The organism is Arthrobacter sp. LFS091 (assembly GCF_047977885.1).
Lineage (GTDB): Bacteria > Actinomycetota > Actinomycetes > Actinomycetales > Micrococcaceae > Arthrobacter.
The window spans coordinates 552,936-572,827 of the sequence record NZ_JBFPFP010000002.1; the positions used below are offsets into that span (position 1 = coordinate 552,936).

A 19,892-nucleotide genomic window follows, 5' to 3' on the forward strand; every position below is an offset into this window, starting at 1 on the left:
TAGTTTAGGGTCGGGGTGGTACTGCACCGCCACCCCTTAATGAATGACAACAGAATCCTTGCATATGCGGTGCACCTATGTGCACAATTCTGCTACGTCCCCATCGAGGGATGAAGGCTTTCCAGCTCATGCAGACGGGCGTCCCGCATTTTTTGATGCAAAGGTACAGACCCATGCCGGCCCAGCCAGCGTCCCGAGTCCCGGACGAAGCCCACCAACCTCCTGATGAACCACTGTGGTGCAAGCGCTGCAACACGGACAGGAATCTCCTGGTCAATTCCATCCAGTCCCACTACCCACCGGCCCCCAATACGGTCGATGTCGCGTACGAATGCTGCAGTTGCAGATATTCCTACACGCAGACTGCCTCAGTCCAGAAAGTGGCTGCGGTGCTCAACCGCCCGGGCATCACCCAGGGTGTGCTGCAGTTCGGCGGCCAGTATCTCCACTGCGGTGAACCAATGAAGACCAAGAGCTGCGAATTGCGCAGGATACAGACTCCCCTGGTGTTGAAGCCCAAGGGACAGCTACGGATGTACGAGGTGTTGATCAACACCCGGATTCTCGGATGTCACTGCGGCTTCCGCATGGAGATTCCGGACTGAACCCGACCATTTGGCTTCGGCCCCACAACACAGCCCCGGAGCGACATAGCCCTCTGGCGACCGGAAGGAACACCATGCACGCAGAACCACCCAGAAGAGAGTCCGCAGTGACCGGCGGGAAGAGCGGCCAAAGCAAGAAGCGGAAGCTTCCTGATCCGCCCGATCCGGACAACCTGCCCATCGATTATCCGGGCTCCGGGTGGGATTCGGGCAGCTACCCCAGCCATGTGCCTCCAGCGCTTCGGCCCCGGCATGCGGCCCACCACAAGAGCGTGTGACCATGGATCCGCAGGGCACTCCGCATCCTGATCCCAGCCGCAGTCCCGGTACGGATCCCAGTCGCGAACCGCGTCCGACCCCCGAGCCCGTCCCCCTTCCCGAGCCCGGGCCACCGCCGGTTCCGGAACCCACGCCGGGGCCGGCCGCACCACCGACGCCTGCACCGGGAGGCGAGCCCCGACCCTAAGCGGTCCGTTGGCACCTCCACCCCATGGACCGGATCCTGGCAAATCCCCCAGTCAGGATCCTAAGTAGGGCATGCCGCACTACAGGGAGTGCGGCATGCCCTTTGGCGTGTCCAGGCGCAGTCCCCATCCAATCTTTGTTTGTGTTGGTTTTCTCTTGACGTACCCACATAAACAAAGATAGAGTCAAGCAATTCCACATCGTTGTGACAGCAGTCACGGACGTGGCTGAACTGAATTCTTGGCTTTACCGCAATGGAGGGTAAGTGTTCGCAGAAGAGCGCCAACAACTGATCTCCGCCCTCGTCGTCGAGCGCGGACGGGTGAGCGTCACTGACCTCGCCGACCGTTTCAGCATCACCACTGAGACCATTCGCCGCGACCTCGCAGCCCTCGAAGTTTCCGGAAACCTGCGGCGGGTGCATGGCGGCGCGGTTCCTTCGGACCGGCTGAGCACCAGGGAGGAGAGCATCCTTGAGCGTGCAGTTCAGCGTCAGTCCCAAAAACTACGCATCGCCAACGCAGCACTCGCACTGATTCCGGAACTCACCAGCGGCAGCATCCTCCTCGACGCCGGATCAACCACGGAAACCCTCGCGGACCTGCTGGCCCAGCGGACGCCGGCTGCCCACGGAAGCGACGAACTCGTCGTCATCACGCATGCCATCCCCATCGCCGGCAAGCTCTCTTCCACTCCCGGAATTGCACTCCAGATCCTGGGCGGCCGTGTCCGCGGCCTGACCCAGGCGGCGGTCGGGCAATCCACCGTTGAGGCCGCGTACCGGCTCCGTCCGGACATCGCTTTTGTCGGGACCAACGGGATCCACGCCGACTTCGGCCTGAGCACACCCGACCCCGAGGAAGCAGCGGTCAAGGCCGCCTTCGTCAAGTCTGCCCGGCGAGTTGTTGCCCTGGCCGATTCTTCCAAACTGGACGCTGAAACGCTGGTCCAGTTCGCCACGTTGAAGGATGTTGACACGTTGATAACAGACAACGAACCGTCCGCGGAACTCGCGGCCGCCCTGGCCGATGCCGGCGTCGACGTGGTGATCGCATGATCGTCACACTGACAGCAAACCCCAGCCTGGACAGGACGGTGGAACTCCCCGGCGCCCTGGCCCGCGGGGAAGTCCAGCGCGCCGTGGCCGTCCACCAGGAATCCGGCGGCAAGGGCGTCAATGTCTCCCGGGCCCTCGTAGCATCCGGCCTCGAAACGTTGGCCGTCCTTCCGGGCGCCGACTCGGACCCCGTCCTTTCCGGACTGCACGACGGCGGCGTGCCGTTTGCGGCTCTCCCCATCGGCCAGGCGCTGCGCAGCAATGTCACGCTCACCGAACCGGATGGCATCACCACCAAGATCAACGAACCCGGCCCGGAGCTGAGCGGTGAACAGCAGGAAGCCCTGATCGGGCTGCTGCTGGACCGTTCCCGTGGCGCCAGCTGGGTGGTTCTCGCAGGCTCGCTCCCACCAGGAGTTCCCGCGGACTTCTACGCCACAATCGCGCGTCGACTCCGGTCGAATGCAGATGGGACGGTAGCCCCAGGCATCGCCATCGACTCCTCCGGGGCGCCGCTTGCGGCAGCCCTGGTGGGTGATGCCGCAGGAAAGCCGGACCTCCTCAAGCCGAACGCGGAAGAGCTCGCCGAGCTTGCAGCCGCTGCAGGTTTCACCAACGTCTACACAGCTGAGCAACTGGAAGCAGACCCGGCCAAAGCCGCCCAAGCTGCTGCCGCCGTCGTCGCCAGCGGTGTAGGCGCCGTTCTCGCAACACTCGGGTCCAAGGGCGCAGTCCTGGTGACCGCGGACGGAGCATGGTTCGCCACGCATCCGCCCATCAAGGCCGTCAGCACAGTGGGCGCAGGGGATTCATCCTTGGCCGGCTACCTGTTGGCCGCAACTCAGGGTGGTTCCGCTCAGGACTGCCTTCGTCAAGCTGTGGCACATGGTGCCGCTGCTGCTTCGCTGCCGGGCTCCACTGTCCCGGCAGTCCACCAGACAACCCCCGACGCCGTAACCATCACGGCCCTCCAGAAGGACTAACAGTGACCCAGCTGATCACACCCCAATTGGTCACCCTTGACCAGAACCTGGGCGACTCCCCCGCCGACGTCATCCGCGTCCTGGCCGGCAAAGTCGCCGCGGCCGGCCGTGCTTCCGAGGTTGAAGGGCTCTTCACGGATGCCTTTGCCCGCGAGCAGAAGACCGCTACCGGCGTCCCCGGCGGGATCGCCATCCCGCACTGCCGTTCAGCCGCGGTTACGGAGCCTGCCCTGGCCATGGCGCGCCTATCCCATAAGGTGGACTTTGGCGCCAAGGACGGTCCGGCGGACCTGATCTTCTTCATCGCGGCACCGGACGGGGCCGACCAGGAACACCTGAAGCTGCTCTCCAAGTTGGCCCGCTCACTCATCAAGAAGGACTTCACGGCAGCGCTGCGCGCGGCTTCCTCCCCGGAAGAAATAGTGGAGCTGGTGGACGGGGCCATTGGTGACGCTCCAAAGACGAGCGAAGCCGGGGATGGGGGTCGCGGAGTGGTTGGGCATCGCGAAGCGGGCACGACCCCCATCGCCGGCGAAGCCTCGAACGCGCCGGCAGCCAAGCGCATCGTTGCAGTCACCGCTTGCCCCACCGGCATCGCGCACACCTACATGGCGGCCGACTCACTCGTGGCTGCAGCCAAGGAAATGGGCGTGGACCTCCAGGTCGAGACCCAGGGTTCCTCCGGCGCCAAGCCGCTGGACCCGGCCGTGATCGCTGCAGCTGACGCGGTCATCTTCGCCGTCGATGTCGATGTTCGCGGCAAGGAGCGCTTTGCCGGTAAGCCCGTCATCAATGCTCCAGTCAAGCGGGGCATCGACGAACCCACCAAGATGGTCCAGGAAGCCCTGGCTGCTGCGGAAGACCCGCATGCACGCCGCGTTCCGCACTTCGGTGCCGAAGAGCAGGCTGAGCGTGCCGAGGAGGAGAAGGGCGAGCACATCGGCCAGAAGCTGAAGCGCGCACTCCTCACCGGTGTCAGTTACATGATCCCGTTTGTTGCCGGTGGTGGCCTGCTGATTGCCCTCGGGTTCCTCATGGGTGGCTACCTCATCACCAGCTTCGCGGACAAGATCGTTGTCGAAAACAGCATCTTCAACCTGCCCACCGAATTCCCGGACAATGCCTGGGGGCCGCTGGGTGCCTACATCGGAGCGGTGCTGTTCAAGATCGGCGCCCTGTCCCTCGGGTTCCTGGTTCCTGCGCTGGCCGGCTACATCGCCTACGCCATCGCTGACCGTCCCGGCATCGCCCCCGGTTTCGTGGCCGGTGCCGTGTCCGGGTTCATGGGCGCAGGCTTCCTTGGCGGTATCGTCGGCGGCCTCCTGGCGGGCTACGTTGCCTACCAAATCGGCAAGCTGGATGTCCCGCGCTGGCTTCGCGGCCTGATGCCAGTGGTCATCATCCCGCTGATCGCGTCCCTGGTGGCGTCCGGCTTGATGTTCCTGATCCTGGGCGCTCCCATCGTTGCCCTCACCAACGCCCTGAACACCGGACTCTCCAGCCTGACCGGCGCCGGCGCAGTCGTCCTGGGCATCATCCTGGGCCTCATGATGTGCTTCGACCTGGGCGGTCCCGTCAACAAGGTTGCTTACGCCTTCGCCGTTGCGGGCCTCGGTGCCGCGAGTGTTACCAACCAGGCTCCTTGGCAGATCATGGCCGCAGTCATGGCTGCAGGCATGGTTCCCCCGCTGGCAATGGCCCTGGCCACCGTTTTGGACAAGAAGCTCTTCTCCCTGGCCGAGCGTGAAAACGGCAAGGCAGCCTGGCTTCTGGGTGCCTCGTTCATCTCCGAAGGTGCCATTCCCTTCGCAGCCGCAGATCCCCTGCGGGTCATCCCCGCCAGCATGGTGGGCGGTGCTGTAACCGGCGCCCTGTCCATGGCCTTTGGAGTCACGTCCAAGGCTCCCCACGGCGGCCTCTTCGTCTTCTTCGCGATCGACAACTTCGTGTTGTTCTTCCTCTCGATCGCAGTCGGCGTAGTCATCACGGCACTGTTGGTCATTGCCCTCAAGCGTTGGGCCGTTCGGAAGCCGGTTGAAGCAGAGCCAGTCCCCGCTACCGCCACCGCCAGCGTCTAGACTTCCCACAAAGCCACCCACACCTAAAGGAGCACCAATGCCCGAACGTACAGCCACCATCGCAAGCCGCGTCGGCCTCCACGCCCGCCCGGCAGCCATCTTCGCAGAGGCCGCCGGCGACCTTGGCCTCGATGTCACCATTGCCCGCCAGGGCGAGCCGGCCGACGACGCCATGGATGCAGCCAGCATCCTGTCCCTGATGAGCCTGGGTGCAGCCCACGGCGACGTGGTGGTCCTGCGCGCCGAGGGCGAGGGCGCTGACGCGGCTCTGGACAGCCTGGTCAAGATCCTCGAAACGGACCACGACGCGTAGCAGGGACGCGCAAGCTCCCCAATACTGAAGAAGAGTCTGGTGCCACCCCGGAAGAGGGCGGCACCAGGCTCTTTTCGCGTCCCGCTATGGCTTGGCGAGCGTGTCGAGGTGACGCGCCAGCATGCTGAGCATGGGACTTTCCGCCGGCAACTCCCCGCTCCATAGTCCGTTCATCGCAATTCCGTCCAGCAGCGCGCGCAGCCGCTGTGCTTCATACTCCGGGTCGCGGTCCCGGTGGAGTTGCCCTGCTTCCGCCAGGATCTGCAGGGCGGCGTGGCATGCGCGATCAACGGCCCCGCTAAGCCGGACCGCCGCAGGTCGCAGTCCGCTGTCAGTGAGGGAAAGGACGCCAAGCTGTACTTGCGCCACCAATTCCAGGCGTCGCTCCTTATCGAGGGGGAGCAATTGCATCAGCAAACCATCAACAAGGGCCCGCCCGGTGAGCTCAAGCGCGGCCACCCTGGCCGTGACCCGGTCCTCGATGAGTTGCAGGCAATACTCCCGAAGGGCATGCTGCGTGGCAAAGGCCCTCCGCAGCGAGGCAGCGGCGATGCCGGCTTCCGCCGCGACCCCGCGCACGGACAGGCCGGCCAGTCCATCACGCTCCAGGACTCGAAGGGAAGCTTCCGCAATCGCGGCGGTACGTGCCTCTGTGTCTATTCTCCGCGGCATGGTCTCAGCGCGAGGCAGTAGCGCCCGGCAATGCCCTGGCGGGCTTCTTGGGCCAGATCGTGTAGCTCACAGCCCAGAGGAAGTCGATGGCGAAGATGATGCCCAGCATGCGAAAGAACTCCGAGAGGGCGGCGGTTCGTTCTGCATCGTTCAGCAGGAGGATGACCGCCCCCAACGTCGCAGCGGCGATGGTCATCGCCAACGCGGTGAGGAGTACGTCGCGCCAGCACTTGACCGTGTAGGCGGTCCCGCTGAGGCGTTCCGGAGCGGGTCCGCCGGCGAACCGGTGCTGGAAGTGCGCGTCGGCCCACGCCACCATGCGTTTGCCGTAGGCGATGGAGACGCCAATGTAGATTGCCGCCAGCCCGTGGTGCCAGGAGGCCGTTGCCCCGCCCAACAGATCGACGGCCACCAGAGCCAGCAGGACGGCATCGATCAAAGGAGCCATGAGCAAGAGGGCTCCGCCCAGGCGGCGGCGCTGCAGTACATACCGCGCTGTAAGGCCGGCGAGAATCGCCAACCAGAAAGCCACTTCGCAGACCACGATTGCAACCAGAATCACTCACCGCTCCTCAACGCCGCACTCCAAAGAGCCGCGGCCCTCGCGTTTTATTAGTACGAGTGTACTCATAAAATGCGACGACGAAACGGGAGCCGCCCGCCGCGGTTGCGCTAGCTCTGTTTTTCGATCAGGAATGCAGCAATGGAAGGTTCCGTGGCTTTGACTTCCTGCAGTTCCCCGGACAAGTAGGCCTCCACGATCCGAGGGTCGACATACGATGTACGCGCCACTGTTGGAGTGTTGCCCAGGAGGGCCGCCGCATCCTTCATGGCTTTTACCAGCGCCTGGGGGCGCGTCATGGTGCCATCGGAACTCAACAGGCTGAGGGCGGCAGCCGCGGTACCCTTCCAAGTCCGGAAATCCTTGGACGTGTAAGCCGCCCCGGCAATGGTGCGAAGGTACTCGTTGATCATGGAGGCATCCAGGGAGACCCAGGAACCATCCACCTTGTAGGCCAGCAGGCGTTCCTTGCCCGGTCGTCGGGCCAGAGGCTCCAGGAACGCAGCCAGGGCGGGGTCATTAATGGAGGTGTCCCACAGCTGCCCACTCTTGCCGGGGAACTTCAGCGCCACAACATCGCCCTTGACCCGGGCATGCCGGCAGCGGAGAGTAGTGAGCCCATAGGAGCCGTTCTGGCGCATGTAACTTTCGGAGCCTACGCGCAAAGCACCGAGGTCCATCAACCGCACCGCTGCTGCGATGGTTTGCTGCTTGGGTGAGGAGGTGTCCTTGAGGTGAAGCGTGACGGCCCGGCGGACTGCGGGGAACACTGAGCCTAACTCCGCTGCGCGCTGGAACTTCTCGGTGTCCTTACGTTCACGCCAGCGCGGGTGGTACATGTACTGGCTGCGGCCGGCCGCGTCCACGCCGGTGGCTTGGATGTGTCCGTTGTCGTAAGAACAAATCCACACCTCAGTCCAGGCAGGCGGGATCGCCAGCGCGTTGATGCGCTGGCGATCCTCCTTGCTGACCAGGCTCCCGTCCGGGTGGCGGTAGCTAAAGCCCTTGCCCACCTTGCGGCGGACGATGCCGGGCTTGGAAAGGTCGCTTCGCTTAAGCCGTGGCACGCCGGGCTGCCTGTCCGCGATCAGCCAGGTCCGAGCGCTTGCTAGGCCTCGTCCGGGTCCGTGACGGATGCGCCTGCGTTCATGATTTCGGCGTTGATCATCCACACCAGCTGCTCGAGCCTGGAGATGAATGCGTGCAGGAGGTCCGCCGTCGTGGGATCTTCCTCATCCACTTCATCATGGACGTCGCGCATGGTCTGGACTGCGCGCTCCACGCGGTCGGTCACCAGCTTGACGGCGTTCTTGGTGTTGACCAGGCCGGCGGGGAATTCCTCAAGCCGCGTGCCCTTGGCGACGGTGGCGCTGCGGCCATCGGGGAGTGCGTGAAGGGCCCTCATCCGCTCCGCGGTGTCGTCGGCGAATTCGCGCGTTGCCACCACCAGCTCATCCAGCTGAAGGTGAAGGTCCCGGAAGTTGGGCCCCACAATGTTCCAGTGGGCCTGCTTGCCCTGGAGCTGCAGCTCGATAAGGTCTGTCAGGACGATCTGAAGGTTGTCTGCAAGCTGCTGTGACGCTTTCATGTGTTCCTCTCGTGGACGTTCATCCGAGCCAATACGTGCCACCTGTTTATCGTGGCACTGCCCAATCATCAAGTGACGACTTCAACAAGCCTTTCATAAGGTTGCTTAGTAGTACAATGAGGAGTGTTGCTGTTCACAACTGGCGAACTTCATCCTACGGTGAGGACCTGTTGGGGATAGCGGAAAGGCACTTGTGGGCGGCGGAACGCCCCTAAGTACCGGCATAACTAAATCGAAGTAAACCGGAATGCATAGTTGGGAATCCGTTGATTCCCCCAGAAAGGAATGTGCTGACCATGAATACGCTTCTGATCATTGCTGGTGTAGTAGCAATTGTCCTTCTCCTCGTGGGCGGCTTCTCCCAGGCCCTTAGCTGGCTGCTGTGGGTGGGAATCGTCCTCCTCGTAGTGGCGGCCATTGGCTGGCTCCTGAGCTTCATGTCAGGGCGCCGGGGTCATACGGTCTGAAGCCAGGTTCCCCGCCGAGGACTGCCCCGCTGCGCGGAACTGCGCGTCGGAGCAGTCCTCGGTCGCTTCTATTGGCCAGCAAGAGTTGCGAGGTGCATCAATGACGGAGCCGGATCACATTCCGCGGGTAGGACGTAACGAGTCCACCGAAGAGCGGATGGACCGGAACTGGATGGAATTGATCCAGGAGCTGCGCGTGCTCCAAACGGGAGTCCAGATCCTGGGGGGCTTCCTGCTGACACTCCCTTTCCAGGCCCGGTTCAGTGAACTGGACGACTGGCAGCAGAACCTTTACCTCTTCAACGTCATGACCGCAGCTTTGACGACTGTGCTCATCGTCGTCCCGGTGAGCGTGCACCGCCGGCTGTTCCGGCGGGGGCTCAAAGCCACCCTTGTCTCCAGCGCTGACGTCATCACCAAATTTGCCCTGGCAGGAGTTGCCCTTCTGATTACCGGCTCCGCCTCCCTGGTCTTCGACGTGACAGCTGGCAGGACTGCGGGGTTGGTGGCCGGCGGCGGCATCATCCTGGTCCTGCTGGTTTTTGTGGTGGGCATGCCGCTGTGGCTGCAACAACAGGCCGGGACAACCAACGGCACTTCAAAGGAGGGCTGAGCCTCCGTGTACCTCAGCGAACGCGGCAAGCCCGTTGCCGAACCCCACTACAAGACAGGCGCCTAACCAGGGAAAGGAAACGAACCATGCCGGAAAAGAAGAATCCCAGCATCAAAGATCCCGAACTGTATAAAGAACTTCGCGAGGATGGCGCATCCAAGGAAAAGGCCGCCCGCATCTCAAATGCCGCTGCTGCGCAGGGGCGCAAGGCCGTGGGCCGTAAAGGTGGAAAGTCGGGCGACTATGACGATTGGACCGTGGACAAATTGAAAGCCCGCGCCAAGGAACTGGGCATCAAAGGCTATTCCGGAAAAAAGAAGGCTGAACTCATCTCCATGTTGCGGAACCACTAGTTCAGAAACGCAAACAAAAAGCGGTGGCCACCTGGCGGGGCAGCCTGCTTTTGTGCTGAACGACGACGCCGGGTCACGCCTTTTTCTTGGCCCGCGCCTTAGGCTTGCTGGCAGTCTTGGTCGCGGCAGCGTCGTCGTCGGACGCCTTTTCCTTGCCGCGTTTCTTGTCGAGGCTGCGCTTGAGCGCTTCCATGAGGTCGATGACGTCGCCACCTTCGCCTTCGCCTTCCACGACGCCGAAGGTGGCCTCCGTGTCCAGGGCCTCGCCCTTCTCCAGCTTGGCCTCGATCAGCGTCTTCAGCTGTGCCTGGTAGTCGTCGGTGTATTCGTCGGGATCGAAGTCGTGGGCCATGGAGTCCACCAGGGCTGAGGACATTTCGAGTTCCTTGTCCGAAATCTTGACGTCGGTCTCCAGGGACGGGAACTTAGCTTCCCGGACCTCGTCCCCCCACAACAACGCCTGCAGCAGGAGCACGTCCCCGCGCACCCGGAGCGCCCCCAAACGGGTTTTTTGGCGCAGGGCGTACTGGACTATGGCAATCCTGTCCGTGTCTTCCAGGGTCTGTCGCAGCAACATGTAGGCCTTGGGTGACTTGGAGTCAGGTTCAAGGAAATAGCTGCGCTCGTACATGATGGGGTCCAGTTGCTCGGCAGGGATGAACTCCACTACCTCGATTTCCCGGCTGCTCTCTTCCGGGAGGGACTTCAACTCGGCCGCCGTCAGGACTACAGTCTGGCCTTCCTCTTCGTAGGCCTTATCAATGTCCTCATACGCCACCACTTCACCGCAGACTTCACATTTCCGCTGGTACCTGATGCGGCCGCCGTCCTTATTGTGGACCTGGTGAAGGCTTATATCGTGATCCTCCGTGGCACTGTAGAGCTTCACTGGTACGTTGACCAGACCGAACGCGATAGATCCCTTCCATATGGCCCTCATGAACCCAGTCAACAGCACAAGCACGCAGAGGAGAAGAGGTGGCAAGCAAGCAGAAGGAGCGTGTCGTGGTGGAGGGCCACGAGCTCACCCTCACCAACCTGGGCAAAATCATCTACCCCGAAACCGGCACCACCAAGGCCGAGGTGCTGGAGTACTACGCTGCCGTGGCGCCGTTCCTCATCCCTGCGGCGGCCAACAGGCCCGTCACCCGCAAACGCTGGGTCAACGGAGTGGGCACTGCCGAGCATCCGGGCCAGGTTTTCTTCCAGAAGAACCTGGAGGACTCCGCGCCCAAATGGATACCGCGCGCCACCATCCACCATTCGGACCACACCAACGACTACCCCATGGTGAACAACCTGGCCACGCTCACATGGATGGCCCAGATCGCCTCGCTGGAGATCCACGTTCCACAGTGGCAGGTTGACGCCGCAGGCAACCCGCTCCGCCCCGACCGTTTTGTGCTGGACCTCGATCCCGGCCCGGGCGCGGGGCTGCCTGAATGCGTCGAGGTGGCCAGGCTGGCCCGCTCCATCCTCCAGGACATGGGCATGGACCCCGTCCCCGTCACCAGTGGAAGCAAGGGCATCCACCTTTACACAGGTTTGGACGGGACCCTCAAATCGGAGCAGGTTGCGGCCTTCGCCCATGAACTTGCCCGCGCTTTGGAGTCCGACCACCCGGGGCTGGTGGTCAGCGACATGAAGAAGTCCCTGCGCGCAGGCAAGGTCCTGGTGGATTGGAGCCAGAACAGCGGCAACAAGACCACCATCGTGCCGTACTCCCTGCGCGGCAAAGCCCACCCCACGGTTGCCGCGCCCCGCACCTGGCGGGAACTGGATTCCCCGACGCTCGACCATCTGGACTACACCGCCGTGATGGAACGGGTCCGGACCGGCAAGGACCACTTCGCCCCCATCTCGGACCGGCACCTGCCGCCGCACGGCGAAGACACCGACGACGGCGATGCTGCTTCGGGCGGTTCGCGCGGCAGGGTGGTGACGGTGGAGAACCGTCTCGCTAAATATGTTGGGATGCGCGATCCGGAGAAAACCCCGGAGCCGTTTCCGTCGTCGTCGGCCGCTGCCGCGGCGGCGACCAGCGCGACATCCTCCGAACAGCCAAAACCGGGCGACCCTCCGCCGCCCGGCGGCATCTTCGTCATCCAGGAGCATCATGCACGGCGCTACCACCTGGACCTGCGTTTGGAGCACAACGGTGTCCTGGCGTCCTGGGCATTGCCCCGTGGTGTTCCGGAAACACCCGAGCGGAACAATCTGGCCGTCCATACCGAAGACCACCCCATGGAGTACGCAACGTTCGCCGGGATCATTCCGAAGGGCGAGTACGGGGCGGGAACCATGACCATTTGGGACCGCGGCGAGTACACCTGCGAGAAATGGCGCGATGGCAAGGAAGTCATTGCCACCCTGACCGGCCAACCGGGAGGTGGACTGGGCGGCACCAAGCGTTTCGCGTTAATCAATACGGGCGACCGTTGGCTGATCCACCTGATGAAGGAGCAGCCGGGAGCGCGCCGAACTCCGCCCGTGAAGGACCCGAAGGCCGCCGCTCCCCCGGCCAAGCAGCCCCTCCGCGATTACGCCCCCATGCTGGCCACATCCGGGACCACGGCGGACCTTAGCGGGAATGACTGGCTGTACGAGCTCAAATGGGATGGCATCCGGGCCGTCATCACCGGAACCGAGGGCAAGATCCGGCTCATGAGCCGCAACGGCAACGACCTCACGGCCACTTATCCGGAGCTCACCGACCGCTCCTGCTGGCCGGAAGGCGACTTTGTTGCCGACGGGGAAATCGTGGCACTAGGCAAGGGCTCCCGGCCCGACTTCGGGCGGCTGCAACTCCGGATGAACCTGGCCAAGGCTGCCGATATCGAACGCGCCAGGGCCTCGGTTCCGGTCCAGCTCATGCTTTTCGACCTGATGTACGACGACGGCACGGACCTCATCGGGCTGCCTTACGTTGAGCGCCGCGAAAGGCTGTCGGCGTTCGCCGGACGCCTGAAGGCAGGATGTCCGCTGCATCTGTCGGCCGTACTGGACCACGATGTCGAAGACCTCATGTCCAGCGCCGCCGAGTTGGGCCTCGAAGGGGTCATGGCCAAGAAGGCGGACAGCCGGTACGCCGTGGGACGCCGCAGCAGGGCCTGGCTCAAGCTCAAACTGGAGCAAAGCCAGGAAGTCGTGGTGGGCGGTTGGCGGCCAGGGGCCGGCGCGCGGAGCGGAACCTTCGGGGCGCTGCTCTTGGGCATCCCCGACGGGGACCAGCTGCACTATGTGGGCAGGGTGGGGACCGGGTTCAAGGATTGGCAACTGCGGGACATTATCGGGCAACTGGAATCACGGGCCACCAGCGAATCCCCGTTCGCGGACATCCCTCGTGAGGACGCGGCCGGCGCCCACTGGGTGCGCCCGGACCTGGTGGCTGAGGTAACTTTCGGCAACTGGACCGGCCCTGGCCGGCTGCGCCATCCGGTGTGGCGTGGTTGGCGCCCGGATAAGTCCCCCTCGGACGTGAGCCAGCCCAACTGAATGGCAGTTGGGCTGGCTTCCGCGTCGGAGTAGTGCGGCTAGGAGGAGTGTGGCATCTGCGGACGGCTGGTCCGGTGGATCGCAGACACTGCGGCCCCCTGGCCCATGCGCCCGTGGGCTTGGTCGCGGTCCTTCGGGTGACGGCGCTTGCCGTTACCGTCCGGCCACTGCTGGCTTTGATCCGCGCCCAGCGCCAACGCTATGGCAGCAGGTTCGGGCATCGGGGCCATGTCCATGGACTCCACCAAGTGGCTCGCAACCTCAGGATTGATGTTTTCTGCTGAATGCTTCGCAGTCATGGTTCTTCCCTTTCAGTGTGCCTGTCCGATGGATTTACCAGCGGACCTTCTTCTCGGTCTTGGCTTGCTTACCGCTGGCGGACGTGGGCTTGTGGCCTTTGCCGGTGCTCTGCCATCCTGCTGGCGCTCCGCCACCGGACTTGCTGGCGAGCATCGCCCGCTGGGCGTCCGTGAGCTTGGATTTGATACCGCCCGATGCGGCTTGGTTCTTGTGGTCTGAAGGGTTGGCGGTCATATGGACTCCTAAAGTGTGTGAGTCCTGAAGAGACACGTATCCCGTGTGTTGCGGTTCAAGAAAAGGGCGTCGTCAACGGGAACGGCATGGAGGCAAGCCTCAACAGGCGTGGATTTTTGTCTTCTGAAACGCAGCAGGTGCACCATGGCGGGCACTGCCGGTCTACTCAAAAATCAGTGTTCCCATGCGTCATACCCTAACCAAGTTCCGCCACGTTTGTGAACCCCTCAGCTAGCATGGCTCCCGTGACCAGCATCGCTTCGATCGTCACCACCTTGCGGGCTGCGGGCTGCGTCTTCGCCGAAGACGAAGCCCAGCTCCTGATCCGCGCGGCCAGTACCCCGGACGAGCTGGCCCGAATGGTTGATCACAGGGTGCGCGGACTCCCGCTCGAACACATCGTGGGGTGGGTCGATTTCTGCGGGCAGCGGATGGCTGTGGGACCCGGCGTATTCGTTCCGCGGCGTCGTACGGAGTTCCTGGTCCGGCAGGCAGCGGCCATCGTCCGGCCGTCAACCGAGGGGCGCCGCGCCGTCGTCGTCGACCTCTGCTGTGGCTCCGGCGCGATAGGCGCAGCTTTATCTGAACTGATGGGTGGGCTCGAGCTGCACGCTGCCGACATCGATCCGGCCGCGGTCCAGTGTGCCCGGCGCAATGTGGAACCCCGCGGCGGCCACGTCCACCAAGGTGACCTCTACCAGGCACTCCCCCGCAGGCTCCGGGGGCAAGTCAATGTGCTCCTGGCCAACGCGCCCTACGTGCCCACCGGGTCCATCGGGATGATGCCGCCGGAGGCCCGGCTGCACGAGCCGATGGTGGCGCTCGACGGCGGAGCTGACGGTTTGGCGGTGCAGCGTCGGGTGGCGTCCGGTGCACTTGAGTGGCTCGCGCCGGGTGGAGCCCTGCTGATCGAGACCTCCACGGCACAGGCATCCGAAACGGCCGCGATCATGGTGGGTGCGGGGCTCGCGGCCACAGTGGTTTCGGATGAGGCTCTGGGGGCAACCGTGGTGCTGGGTTCACTTCACCTGGCGCCTTCGGACGTTGGACAACAATGAACAAGAAACTCATCCCACTCGCCGTTGCCGGCTTTCTGCTCGCGGGATGTTCATCAGCCGCGACCCAAGCCGGATCCGCGCCCAGCGCGCCTGTAACAAAGACGGAGGCCAGCCAGCCGGCAGTAGCCACTGAGGCTGTCCCGACCGCATCTGGCGAGGTCGACAAGACTGCAGACTTTAAGACGGCAAACGCCTCTGCGGCTTGGGCAGGTAGCATCACCGCCGTGACCGAGACGGAACCAGGCAGGCTCAGCATCGACACCACACTCATTGACCCACGCGGAGCAGCCGACAGTGAGGCCGCGAAGACTGCCATAGCAATTTGCGAGTCCGCAGTTCAGCTCTACCAGCCCAGCTATGTAGGAGTGAAAGAACAAGATGGAACCCACTTCGTCCTCTTCGGCCACCCCTCCGTACCCATAGGTGCCTGCGCGGAAGTCTGAATGATCAGATGATCAGATGATCGGATGATCGGAACTTGCCAGGTCGGATCGTGCTTCCGTATCGGGCCCTTCTACCAACCACCCGTGGACGCACCGTTCCGCCACGCGATGAGCACCACGCTGACCAAGCAATCCGTCAGTTTTTGACTCCGTTTCCACCCCTTTTGGTGGGCTTGGCTAAACAATTTGGTAACAACGCGCTTTGTGGGCAAAACCGGGCCGACATCCGCGTGTTCACGGGGCAAGAGCGGGCAATGAGATGCAACACAGCTAGGCAATTTGCACCCCCAAACGGCCCAAAAATCGGATCTCAACTCGGGTTTTGGGCCAAAACCGCGTAAAATTGAAGGCCTGCCCAGAGCGGGGCAGCAGAAGTCGCAAGCAAATGACCTCCCTAGGAGAAGCCCAAATGCCCACAGACCAAAGCAACACCGTCTCTCCGGATGGCGCAAGGAACGCCACCGGACAGCAGGTACCGGCAGGCCGCAACCCGGCCGCCGCAAACGCAGCAAACGCAATGAACGCAGTAAAGAACGCGGCGAAGAAAACAAAGCTTCGCCCGAAGCGCCGGCTCAAGGAGTCCGACGTCAACGTGGTGGACAAGCCCATGCTGAGGAAAGCTCTCGGCGGCACCATCGTCGGAAACACTATGGAATGGTACGACGTTGGCGTTTTCGGCTACCTCATCACCACCATGGGACCTGTGTTCCTCCCTGAAGCGGACAAGTCCGTCCAGACACTCTTCCTGCTGGGCACCTTCGCCGCAACCTTCATCGCGCGCCCCCTCGGCGGCGTCGTGTTCGGTTGGCTCGGCGACAAGGTGGGCCGCCAGAAGGTACTTGCAGCAACACTGATGATCATGGCGGCAAGTACGTTCGCCGTCGGCCTCCTTCCCGGCTACGCGCAGATCGGCATCTGGGCCGCCGCGTTGCTGGTGATCCTGAAGCTCATCCAGGGCTTCTCCACCGGTGGCGAGTACGCCGGTGCCACTACCTTCGTCAGCGAGTACGCCCCTGACAAGCGACGCGGCTACTTTGCCAGCTTCCTGGACATGGGCAGCTACATCGGCTTCGCCCTCGGCGCCGCCCTGGTTTCAGTCCTGCAGCTCACGCTGGGACAGGCAGCCATGGAGGACTGGGGTTGGAGGATTCCGTTCCTGATCGCTGGCCCGCTGGGCCTGATTGCCGTGTACTTCCGTAGCAAGATCGAGGAATCCCCGCAGTTCCAGGCAACCCTGGACGCCCAGGAAGCCTCCGCCAAGGATGCAGCCTCGCAGGATGCTGCCGTCGCCAAGGGACCCATCGGCATCGTCAAGGCCTACTGGCGCCAGATCGTGCTGGCCATGATCCTCGCAGCCGCAGCCAACACCGTTGGCTACGCACTGACCTCCTACATGCCCACGTACCTCACGGATTCCAAGGGCTACGACCCCGTCCACGGCACCCTGCTGACCATTCCGGTCCTGGTGATCATGGCCGTGTGCATCCCGCTGACCGGTAAGCTCTCGGACCGCATCGGTCGCCGTCCCGTCCTGTGGATCGGCGCTGGCAGCACCATCGTCTTCTCGGTTCCGGCCTTCATGCTGATCGGCATCGGTGAGATCTGGTCCACGCTGGCCGGCCTGGCACTGATCGCTTTCCCAGTGACGTTCTACATCGCCAACCTGGCCTCGGCCCTCCCCGCGTTGTTCCCGACGTCCAGCCGTTATGGCGGCATGGGTATCGCCTACAACTTCTCGGTAGCGATCTTCGGCGGAACCACGCCGTTCATCGTGCAGGGCCTGATCGAGGGCACCGGCGATGACATGATGCCGGCGTACTACCTGATGGCCACGTCCATCGTCGGTGCGATTGCCATCTTCTTCCTGCGTGAATCCGCCCAGCGGCCGCTGCCGGGTTCCATGCCCAGCGTGGACACCCAGGCTGAAGCGCGCGAGCTCGTCGCAACGCAGGACACCAACCCGCTCATCAACCTGGACGAGATGCCGTTCGACGGCCAGCCCATTGATGACGCAGTGTTCGGCAAAGGCAACAAGGACCTGACCCCCGCTTAGGAACTCTTTGCCTGCAACTTCTGAGCAGTAAGTAACACTGCAAGCGACACGGATAGTTCGCGGCCAAGCGCCGCCCAACGTAGCCACCAACCCCAAGGCGCTCTCCTTGAGGTTGGTGGCTACGGTCGTTAAGGCACCACCTGCACGTTGCTCACCCGCTGTTTCGTTGTTGGCCAACGACGGAACTGCGGGCCTGCAACGGGCCCTTAGGACGACAGCAACCTCCGCACCGCTTCCCCAATAATCCGCGCACCTTCCGGGAACGCGCCGGGGTTGGGGCCAGCGTAGTTGAGCCTGATGTGCGGCCCTTCCGGCTCTGCTGGGAACCACTCGGTCCCTGCTGCGATGGGCACCCCCGCCGCTTCGCAATCCTTGGTGAGCTGCTCGACGTCGAACCCGTCCGGCATCCGCAGCCACAGGTTCAAGCCGCCTTTGGGCAGGTTGCTGAGGTGGGCTTCGGGGACGTGTTCCGCGAGGCTGGAGACCAGAAGATCGCGGCGCGACTGCAGCTGATGGCTGAGTCCGCGAAGGTGGGTTTGCCACCCGGGCTGCGTGACGACGTCGAGCGCTGCCGCCTGCAGCAATCCGCTGACGTACATCGACTCGGCGGCCTGTGCGCCCATGATCCGTTCCCGGGCGGGTCCGCGTGCAATAATCGCCGCTACCCGAACGGCCGGCGACACGCTTTTGGTCAACGAGCGGATGTAGACCACGTGGCCGGAATCGTCCTTGGCAGCTACCGGCGCGGAAGGCGCCGTGATCCCGAAATCGTGGGCCCAGTCATCCTCCACAAGGAAAGCGCCATGGTGCTGCACGATCCGCAGCACCTCTTCCCCACGCTTTGCCGACCACTGCGCTCCCGTGGGATTGGCGAAGTTTGGCTGCGCGTAGAAGAGCCGGGCCCCGGATTCCTCGAAGGCCCTGTCCAGCTCGTCGGGATCGGGACCTTCGGGACCGCTCGGTACGGGGATGATGTTCACGCCGGCCTGACCCGCGGCCAGCAACGCGCCCCAGTAGCTGGGCGATTCCACCAGGAGCGGTTGGCCGTGGCCCACAAGTCCGCGAAAAATGGAGCTGAGTCCGCTTTGGCTCCCGGGAAGAACGACGACGTCGCTCGGCTGGGGCGGCGTGACGCCAACCGGCGTGGAGGCGCCCAGTTCCTGCGCGAACCATGATTGCAGTTCAGGGATGCCCTGCGCCGGCGGCCTTGAGAGGGCGGCTTCTCCCCTGGCAGCCCGCGTGAGGGCGGCGCGGACCAGCCGCTCCGGGAGAAGCTCGCGGTCGGGATATCCGGAATGAAAAGCGATGGCATTGTTGGAAGCGCTGCGCATTGCAGCAGAGTTCAGGGGCCGCGGGGCCTGGGCCGACCTGAGGGCAGCGGTCTGCCAGCCGTAGTCCGATGGCCTCGCCGTGCGGTACGCCCGGACGAATGTTCCCACGCCCGGACGGGTCTCGATCAAGCCTTGGGATGTCAGCGTTCGCAAGGCCTTCTGGACCGTGACCGGGCTGGCTTGGTATTCGGCCACGAGGTGGCGGGTTGATGGCAGCTTCGATCCCGGAGCGGCTTCCGAAATCCACTCTTTCAGTCGCACAGCGATGCGGGAACTGCTATCGTTATTCATGAGTCACCATAGTAGCGCTACTACTCTTTCGCGGCCAGTGATATCCCCCAAGACCTCAACCGGCATATGGTGGGGCCTCCTGGGAGTCGTCGCTTTCTCCTTCACCGTCCCCTTCACCCGCGTGGCCGTTGAGGGACTTTCGCCCCTGTTCATTGGTGCCGGCCGGGCCGTAGTGGCAGCCCTTCTGGCGGCACTGGCCTTGGCCGTGAGCCGGCAGCGCTTTCCGCGGGGCCGGCAATGGTTCAGGCTGGCCGCAGTGGCCGGAGGCATCGTTGCGGGGTTCCCGTTGCTCACCACCTTCGCCCTTACCAGCACGTCCGCCAGCCACGGAGCGGTGGTCATTGCACTCCTTCCGGCAGCCACCGCCACGGTAGCGGTCATTCGGGGACGGGAGCGGCCCCGCCTCCTGTTCTGGGTCCTCACCGCAGTAGGCGTGATCGCGGCCCTCGCTTTCGCAGTGGTCCAGTCGGGCGGTTTCGGTTCACTGCACTGGGCCGACCTGCTGCTGCTCGCCGCAGTCCTGGCCGCGGCTGTGGGCTACGCGGAGGGCGGCTTGTTGGCCCGCGAACTCGGAGCCTGGCAGACCATCTCTTGGGCTTTGGTTGTGGCATCGCCCGTGATGATCCTGCTGACGGCCCTGTCCGTGGGATCAGGGCCGCCCTCAGCCACTCCCCTTCAATGGCTGGGCTTCGCGTACCTTGGCGTTGTGAGCATGTTCCTCGGCTTCTTCGCCTGGTACCGGGGGCTCGCGATCGGCCCCATGGCCCAGGTCAGTCAAATCCAGCTGGTCCAGCCTGTCATGAGCATCGCATGGGCTGCGCTGTTACTGGGCGAATCCCTGAACTGGACCACCCTGGTGGGCGGCCTTGCGGTGATTCTCTGCGCAGGCGCCGCAGTCCGCGTAAGGCTCAACCCGCCGTCGGCCTCTTAA

At 63.6% G+C, this 19,892-nt stretch carries 22 protein-coding genes; 14 read left to right on the plus strand and 8 right to left on the minus strand.

All coding sequences use genetic code 11. The features are described from left to right. Positions 1 to 173 precede the first annotated feature (173 nt). From ACNQOP_RS05415 to ACNQOP_RS05440, 6 genes are all read left to right on the plus strand, one after another. Entirely contained in the window at positions 174 to 605 is a 432-nt protein-coding gene (locus tag ACNQOP_RS05415; protein WP_284985106.1) for a hypothetical protein, read from the plus strand. Positions 606 to 679: 74 nt separating this feature from the next. After that, complete coding sequence (locus ACNQOP_RS05420; RefSeq protein WP_284985105.1) at positions 680 to 883, plus strand: hypothetical protein; 204 nt, start codon at positions 680 to 682, stop codon at positions 881 to 883. Positions 884 to 1,335: 452 nt separating this feature from the next. After that, a complete protein-coding gene (locus ACNQOP_RS05425; protein ID WP_235520246.1) occupies positions 1,336 to 2,127 on the plus strand; it encodes a DeoR/GlpR family DNA-binding transcription regulator in 792 nt (263 codons plus the stop codon). Next, positions 2,124 to 3,110 (plus strand): 1-phosphofructokinase family hexose kinase, encoded by a 987-nt coding sequence (locus ACNQOP_RS05430; protein ID WP_257370219.1) that lies wholly within the window; start codon positions 2,124 to 2,126, stop codon positions 3,108 to 3,110. The genes ACNQOP_RS05425 and ACNQOP_RS05430 overlap by 4 nt, the downstream gene beginning before the upstream one ends. A gap of 2 nt (positions 3,111 to 3,112) precedes the next feature. Continuing rightward, positions 3,113 to 5,188: a PTS fructose transporter subunit IIABC gene (locus ACNQOP_RS05435; protein ID WP_416403585.1), complete on the plus strand. Its 2,076-nt coding sequence runs from the start codon at positions 3,113 to 3,115 to the stop codon at positions 5,186 to 5,188. 37 nt (positions 5,189 to 5,225) lie between these two features. Then, a complete protein-coding gene (locus tag ACNQOP_RS05440) occupies positions 5,226 to 5,501 on the plus strand; it encodes an HPr family phosphocarrier protein (RefSeq protein ID WP_416403586.1) in 276 nt (91 codons plus the stop codon). Positions 5,502 to 5,585: 84 nt separating this feature from the next. Here ACNQOP_RS05440 and ACNQOP_RS05445 read toward each other — a convergent pair whose 3' ends face one another. From ACNQOP_RS05445 to ACNQOP_RS05460, 4 genes are all read right to left on the minus strand, one after another. Next, the gene (locus ACNQOP_RS05445; RefSeq protein WP_416403587.1) at positions 5,586 to 6,173 is read right to left on the minus strand and encodes a TetR/AcrR family transcriptional regulator; all 588 of its coding nucleotides are present in this window, start codon (positions 6,171 to 6,173) and stop codon (positions 5,586 to 5,588) included. Between the two features lie 4 nt (positions 6,174 to 6,177). Beyond that, positions 6,178 to 6,735 carry a hypothetical protein gene (locus ACNQOP_RS05450; protein WP_416403588.1) on the minus strand — a complete coding sequence of 186 codons (558 nt, stop codon included), beginning with the start codon at positions 6,733 to 6,735 and terminating at the stop codon, positions 6,178 to 6,180. Positions 6,736 to 6,845: 110 nt separating this feature from the next. Next, positions 6,846 to 7,802, minus strand: coding sequence for a DNA topoisomerase IB (locus ACNQOP_RS05455; RefSeq protein WP_416403589.1), 957 nt, complete (start codon positions 7,800 to 7,802; stop codon positions 6,846 to 6,848). A gap of 41 nt (positions 7,803 to 7,843) precedes the next feature. Continuing rightward, the gene (locus tag ACNQOP_RS05460; RefSeq protein WP_257370225.1) at positions 7,844 to 8,323 is read right to left on the minus strand and encodes a Dps family protein; all 480 of its coding nucleotides are present in this window, start codon (positions 8,321 to 8,323) and stop codon (positions 7,844 to 7,846) included. 296 nt (positions 8,324 to 8,619) lie between these two features. On the opposite strand from ACNQOP_RS05460, the gene ACNQOP_RS05465 reads away from it, so the two are divergent. From ACNQOP_RS05465 to ACNQOP_RS05475, 3 genes are all read left to right on the plus strand, one after another. Beyond that, positions 8,620 to 8,790 (plus strand): hypothetical protein, encoded by a 171-nt coding sequence (locus ACNQOP_RS05465; RefSeq protein ID WP_235520254.1) that lies wholly within the window; start codon positions 8,620 to 8,622, stop codon positions 8,788 to 8,790. A 100-nt stretch (positions 8,791 to 8,890) separates the two neighbouring features. Further along, positions 8,891 to 9,403 (plus strand): DUF6328 family protein, encoded by a 513-nt coding sequence (locus ACNQOP_RS05470; protein WP_257370226.1) that lies wholly within the window; start codon positions 8,891 to 8,893, stop codon positions 9,401 to 9,403. Between the two features lie 86 nt (positions 9,404 to 9,489). Then, complete coding sequence (locus tag ACNQOP_RS05475; RefSeq protein ID WP_257370227.1) at positions 9,490 to 9,756, plus strand: DUF7218 family protein; 267 nt, start codon at positions 9,490 to 9,492, stop codon at positions 9,754 to 9,756. Positions 9,757 to 9,829: 73 nt separating this feature from the next. On the opposite strand, the gene ACNQOP_RS05480 is transcribed toward ACNQOP_RS05475, so the two are convergent. Continuing rightward, positions 9,830 to 10,696 (minus strand): Ku protein, encoded by an 867-nt coding sequence (locus ACNQOP_RS05480; RefSeq protein ID WP_284985101.1) that lies wholly within the window; start codon positions 10,694 to 10,696, stop codon positions 9,830 to 9,832. A 38-nt stretch (positions 10,697 to 10,734) separates the two neighbouring features. Between ACNQOP_RS05480 and ACNQOP_RS05485 the strand changes: the two genes are divergently transcribed. Then, positions 10,735 to 13,251, plus strand: coding sequence for an ATP-dependent DNA ligase (locus ACNQOP_RS05485; protein ID WP_416403590.1), 2,517 nt, complete (start codon positions 10,735 to 10,737; stop codon positions 13,249 to 13,251). A gap of 38 nt (positions 13,252 to 13,289) precedes the next feature. Here the strand turns inward: ACNQOP_RS05485 and ACNQOP_RS05490 are convergent, their stop codons facing one another. Together ACNQOP_RS05490 and ACNQOP_RS05495 are read right to left on the minus strand one after the other, a co-directional pair. Next, a complete protein-coding gene (locus ACNQOP_RS05490) occupies positions 13,290 to 13,550 on the minus strand; it encodes a hypothetical protein (protein WP_257370230.1) in 261 nt (86 codons plus the stop codon). 34 nt (positions 13,551 to 13,584) lie between these two features. Then, positions 13,585 to 13,785 carry a hypothetical protein gene (locus ACNQOP_RS05495; RefSeq protein ID WP_257370231.1) on the minus strand — a complete coding sequence of 67 codons (201 nt, stop codon included), beginning with the start codon at positions 13,783 to 13,785 and terminating at the stop codon, positions 13,585 to 13,587. A 236-nt stretch (positions 13,786 to 14,021) separates the two neighbouring features. Here ACNQOP_RS05495 and ACNQOP_RS05500 point away from each other — a divergent pair, with 236 nt between their 5' ends. The 3 genes from ACNQOP_RS05500 (at position 14,022) to ACNQOP_RS05510 (ending at position 17,339) form a co-directional block, all read left to right on the plus strand. Beyond that, positions 14,022 to 14,843: a putative protein N(5)-glutamine methyltransferase gene (locus ACNQOP_RS05500; protein WP_416403591.1), complete on the plus strand. Its 822-nt coding sequence runs from the start codon at positions 14,022 to 14,024 to the stop codon at positions 14,841 to 14,843. Beyond that, the gene (locus ACNQOP_RS05505) at positions 14,840 to 15,286 is read left to right on the plus strand and encodes a hypothetical protein (RefSeq protein ID WP_416403592.1); all 447 of its coding nucleotides are present in this window, start codon (positions 14,840 to 14,842) and stop codon (positions 15,284 to 15,286) included. The genes ACNQOP_RS05500 and ACNQOP_RS05505 overlap by 4 nt, the downstream gene beginning before the upstream one ends. A gap of 409 nt (positions 15,287 to 15,695) precedes the next feature. Next, positions 15,696 to 17,339 carry an MFS transporter gene (locus tag ACNQOP_RS05510; protein ID WP_416403593.1) on the plus strand — a complete coding sequence of 548 codons (1,644 nt, stop codon included), beginning with the start codon at positions 15,696 to 15,698 and terminating at the stop codon, positions 17,337 to 17,339. A gap of 206 nt (positions 17,340 to 17,545) precedes the next feature. On the opposite strand, the gene ACNQOP_RS05515 is transcribed toward ACNQOP_RS05510, so the two are convergent. Next, positions 17,546 to 18,961 (minus strand): PLP-dependent aminotransferase family protein, encoded by a 1,416-nt coding sequence (locus ACNQOP_RS05515; RefSeq protein ID WP_416403594.1) that lies wholly within the window; start codon positions 18,959 to 18,961, stop codon positions 17,546 to 17,548. Between ACNQOP_RS05515 and ACNQOP_RS05520 the strand changes: the two genes are divergently transcribed. After that, on the plus strand, positions 18,960 to 19,892 hold the full coding sequence (locus tag ACNQOP_RS05520) for a DMT family transporter (protein ID WP_416403595.1): 933 nt from the start codon (positions 18,960 to 18,962) through the stop codon (positions 19,890 to 19,892). The genes ACNQOP_RS05515 and ACNQOP_RS05520 overlap by 2 nt on opposite strands.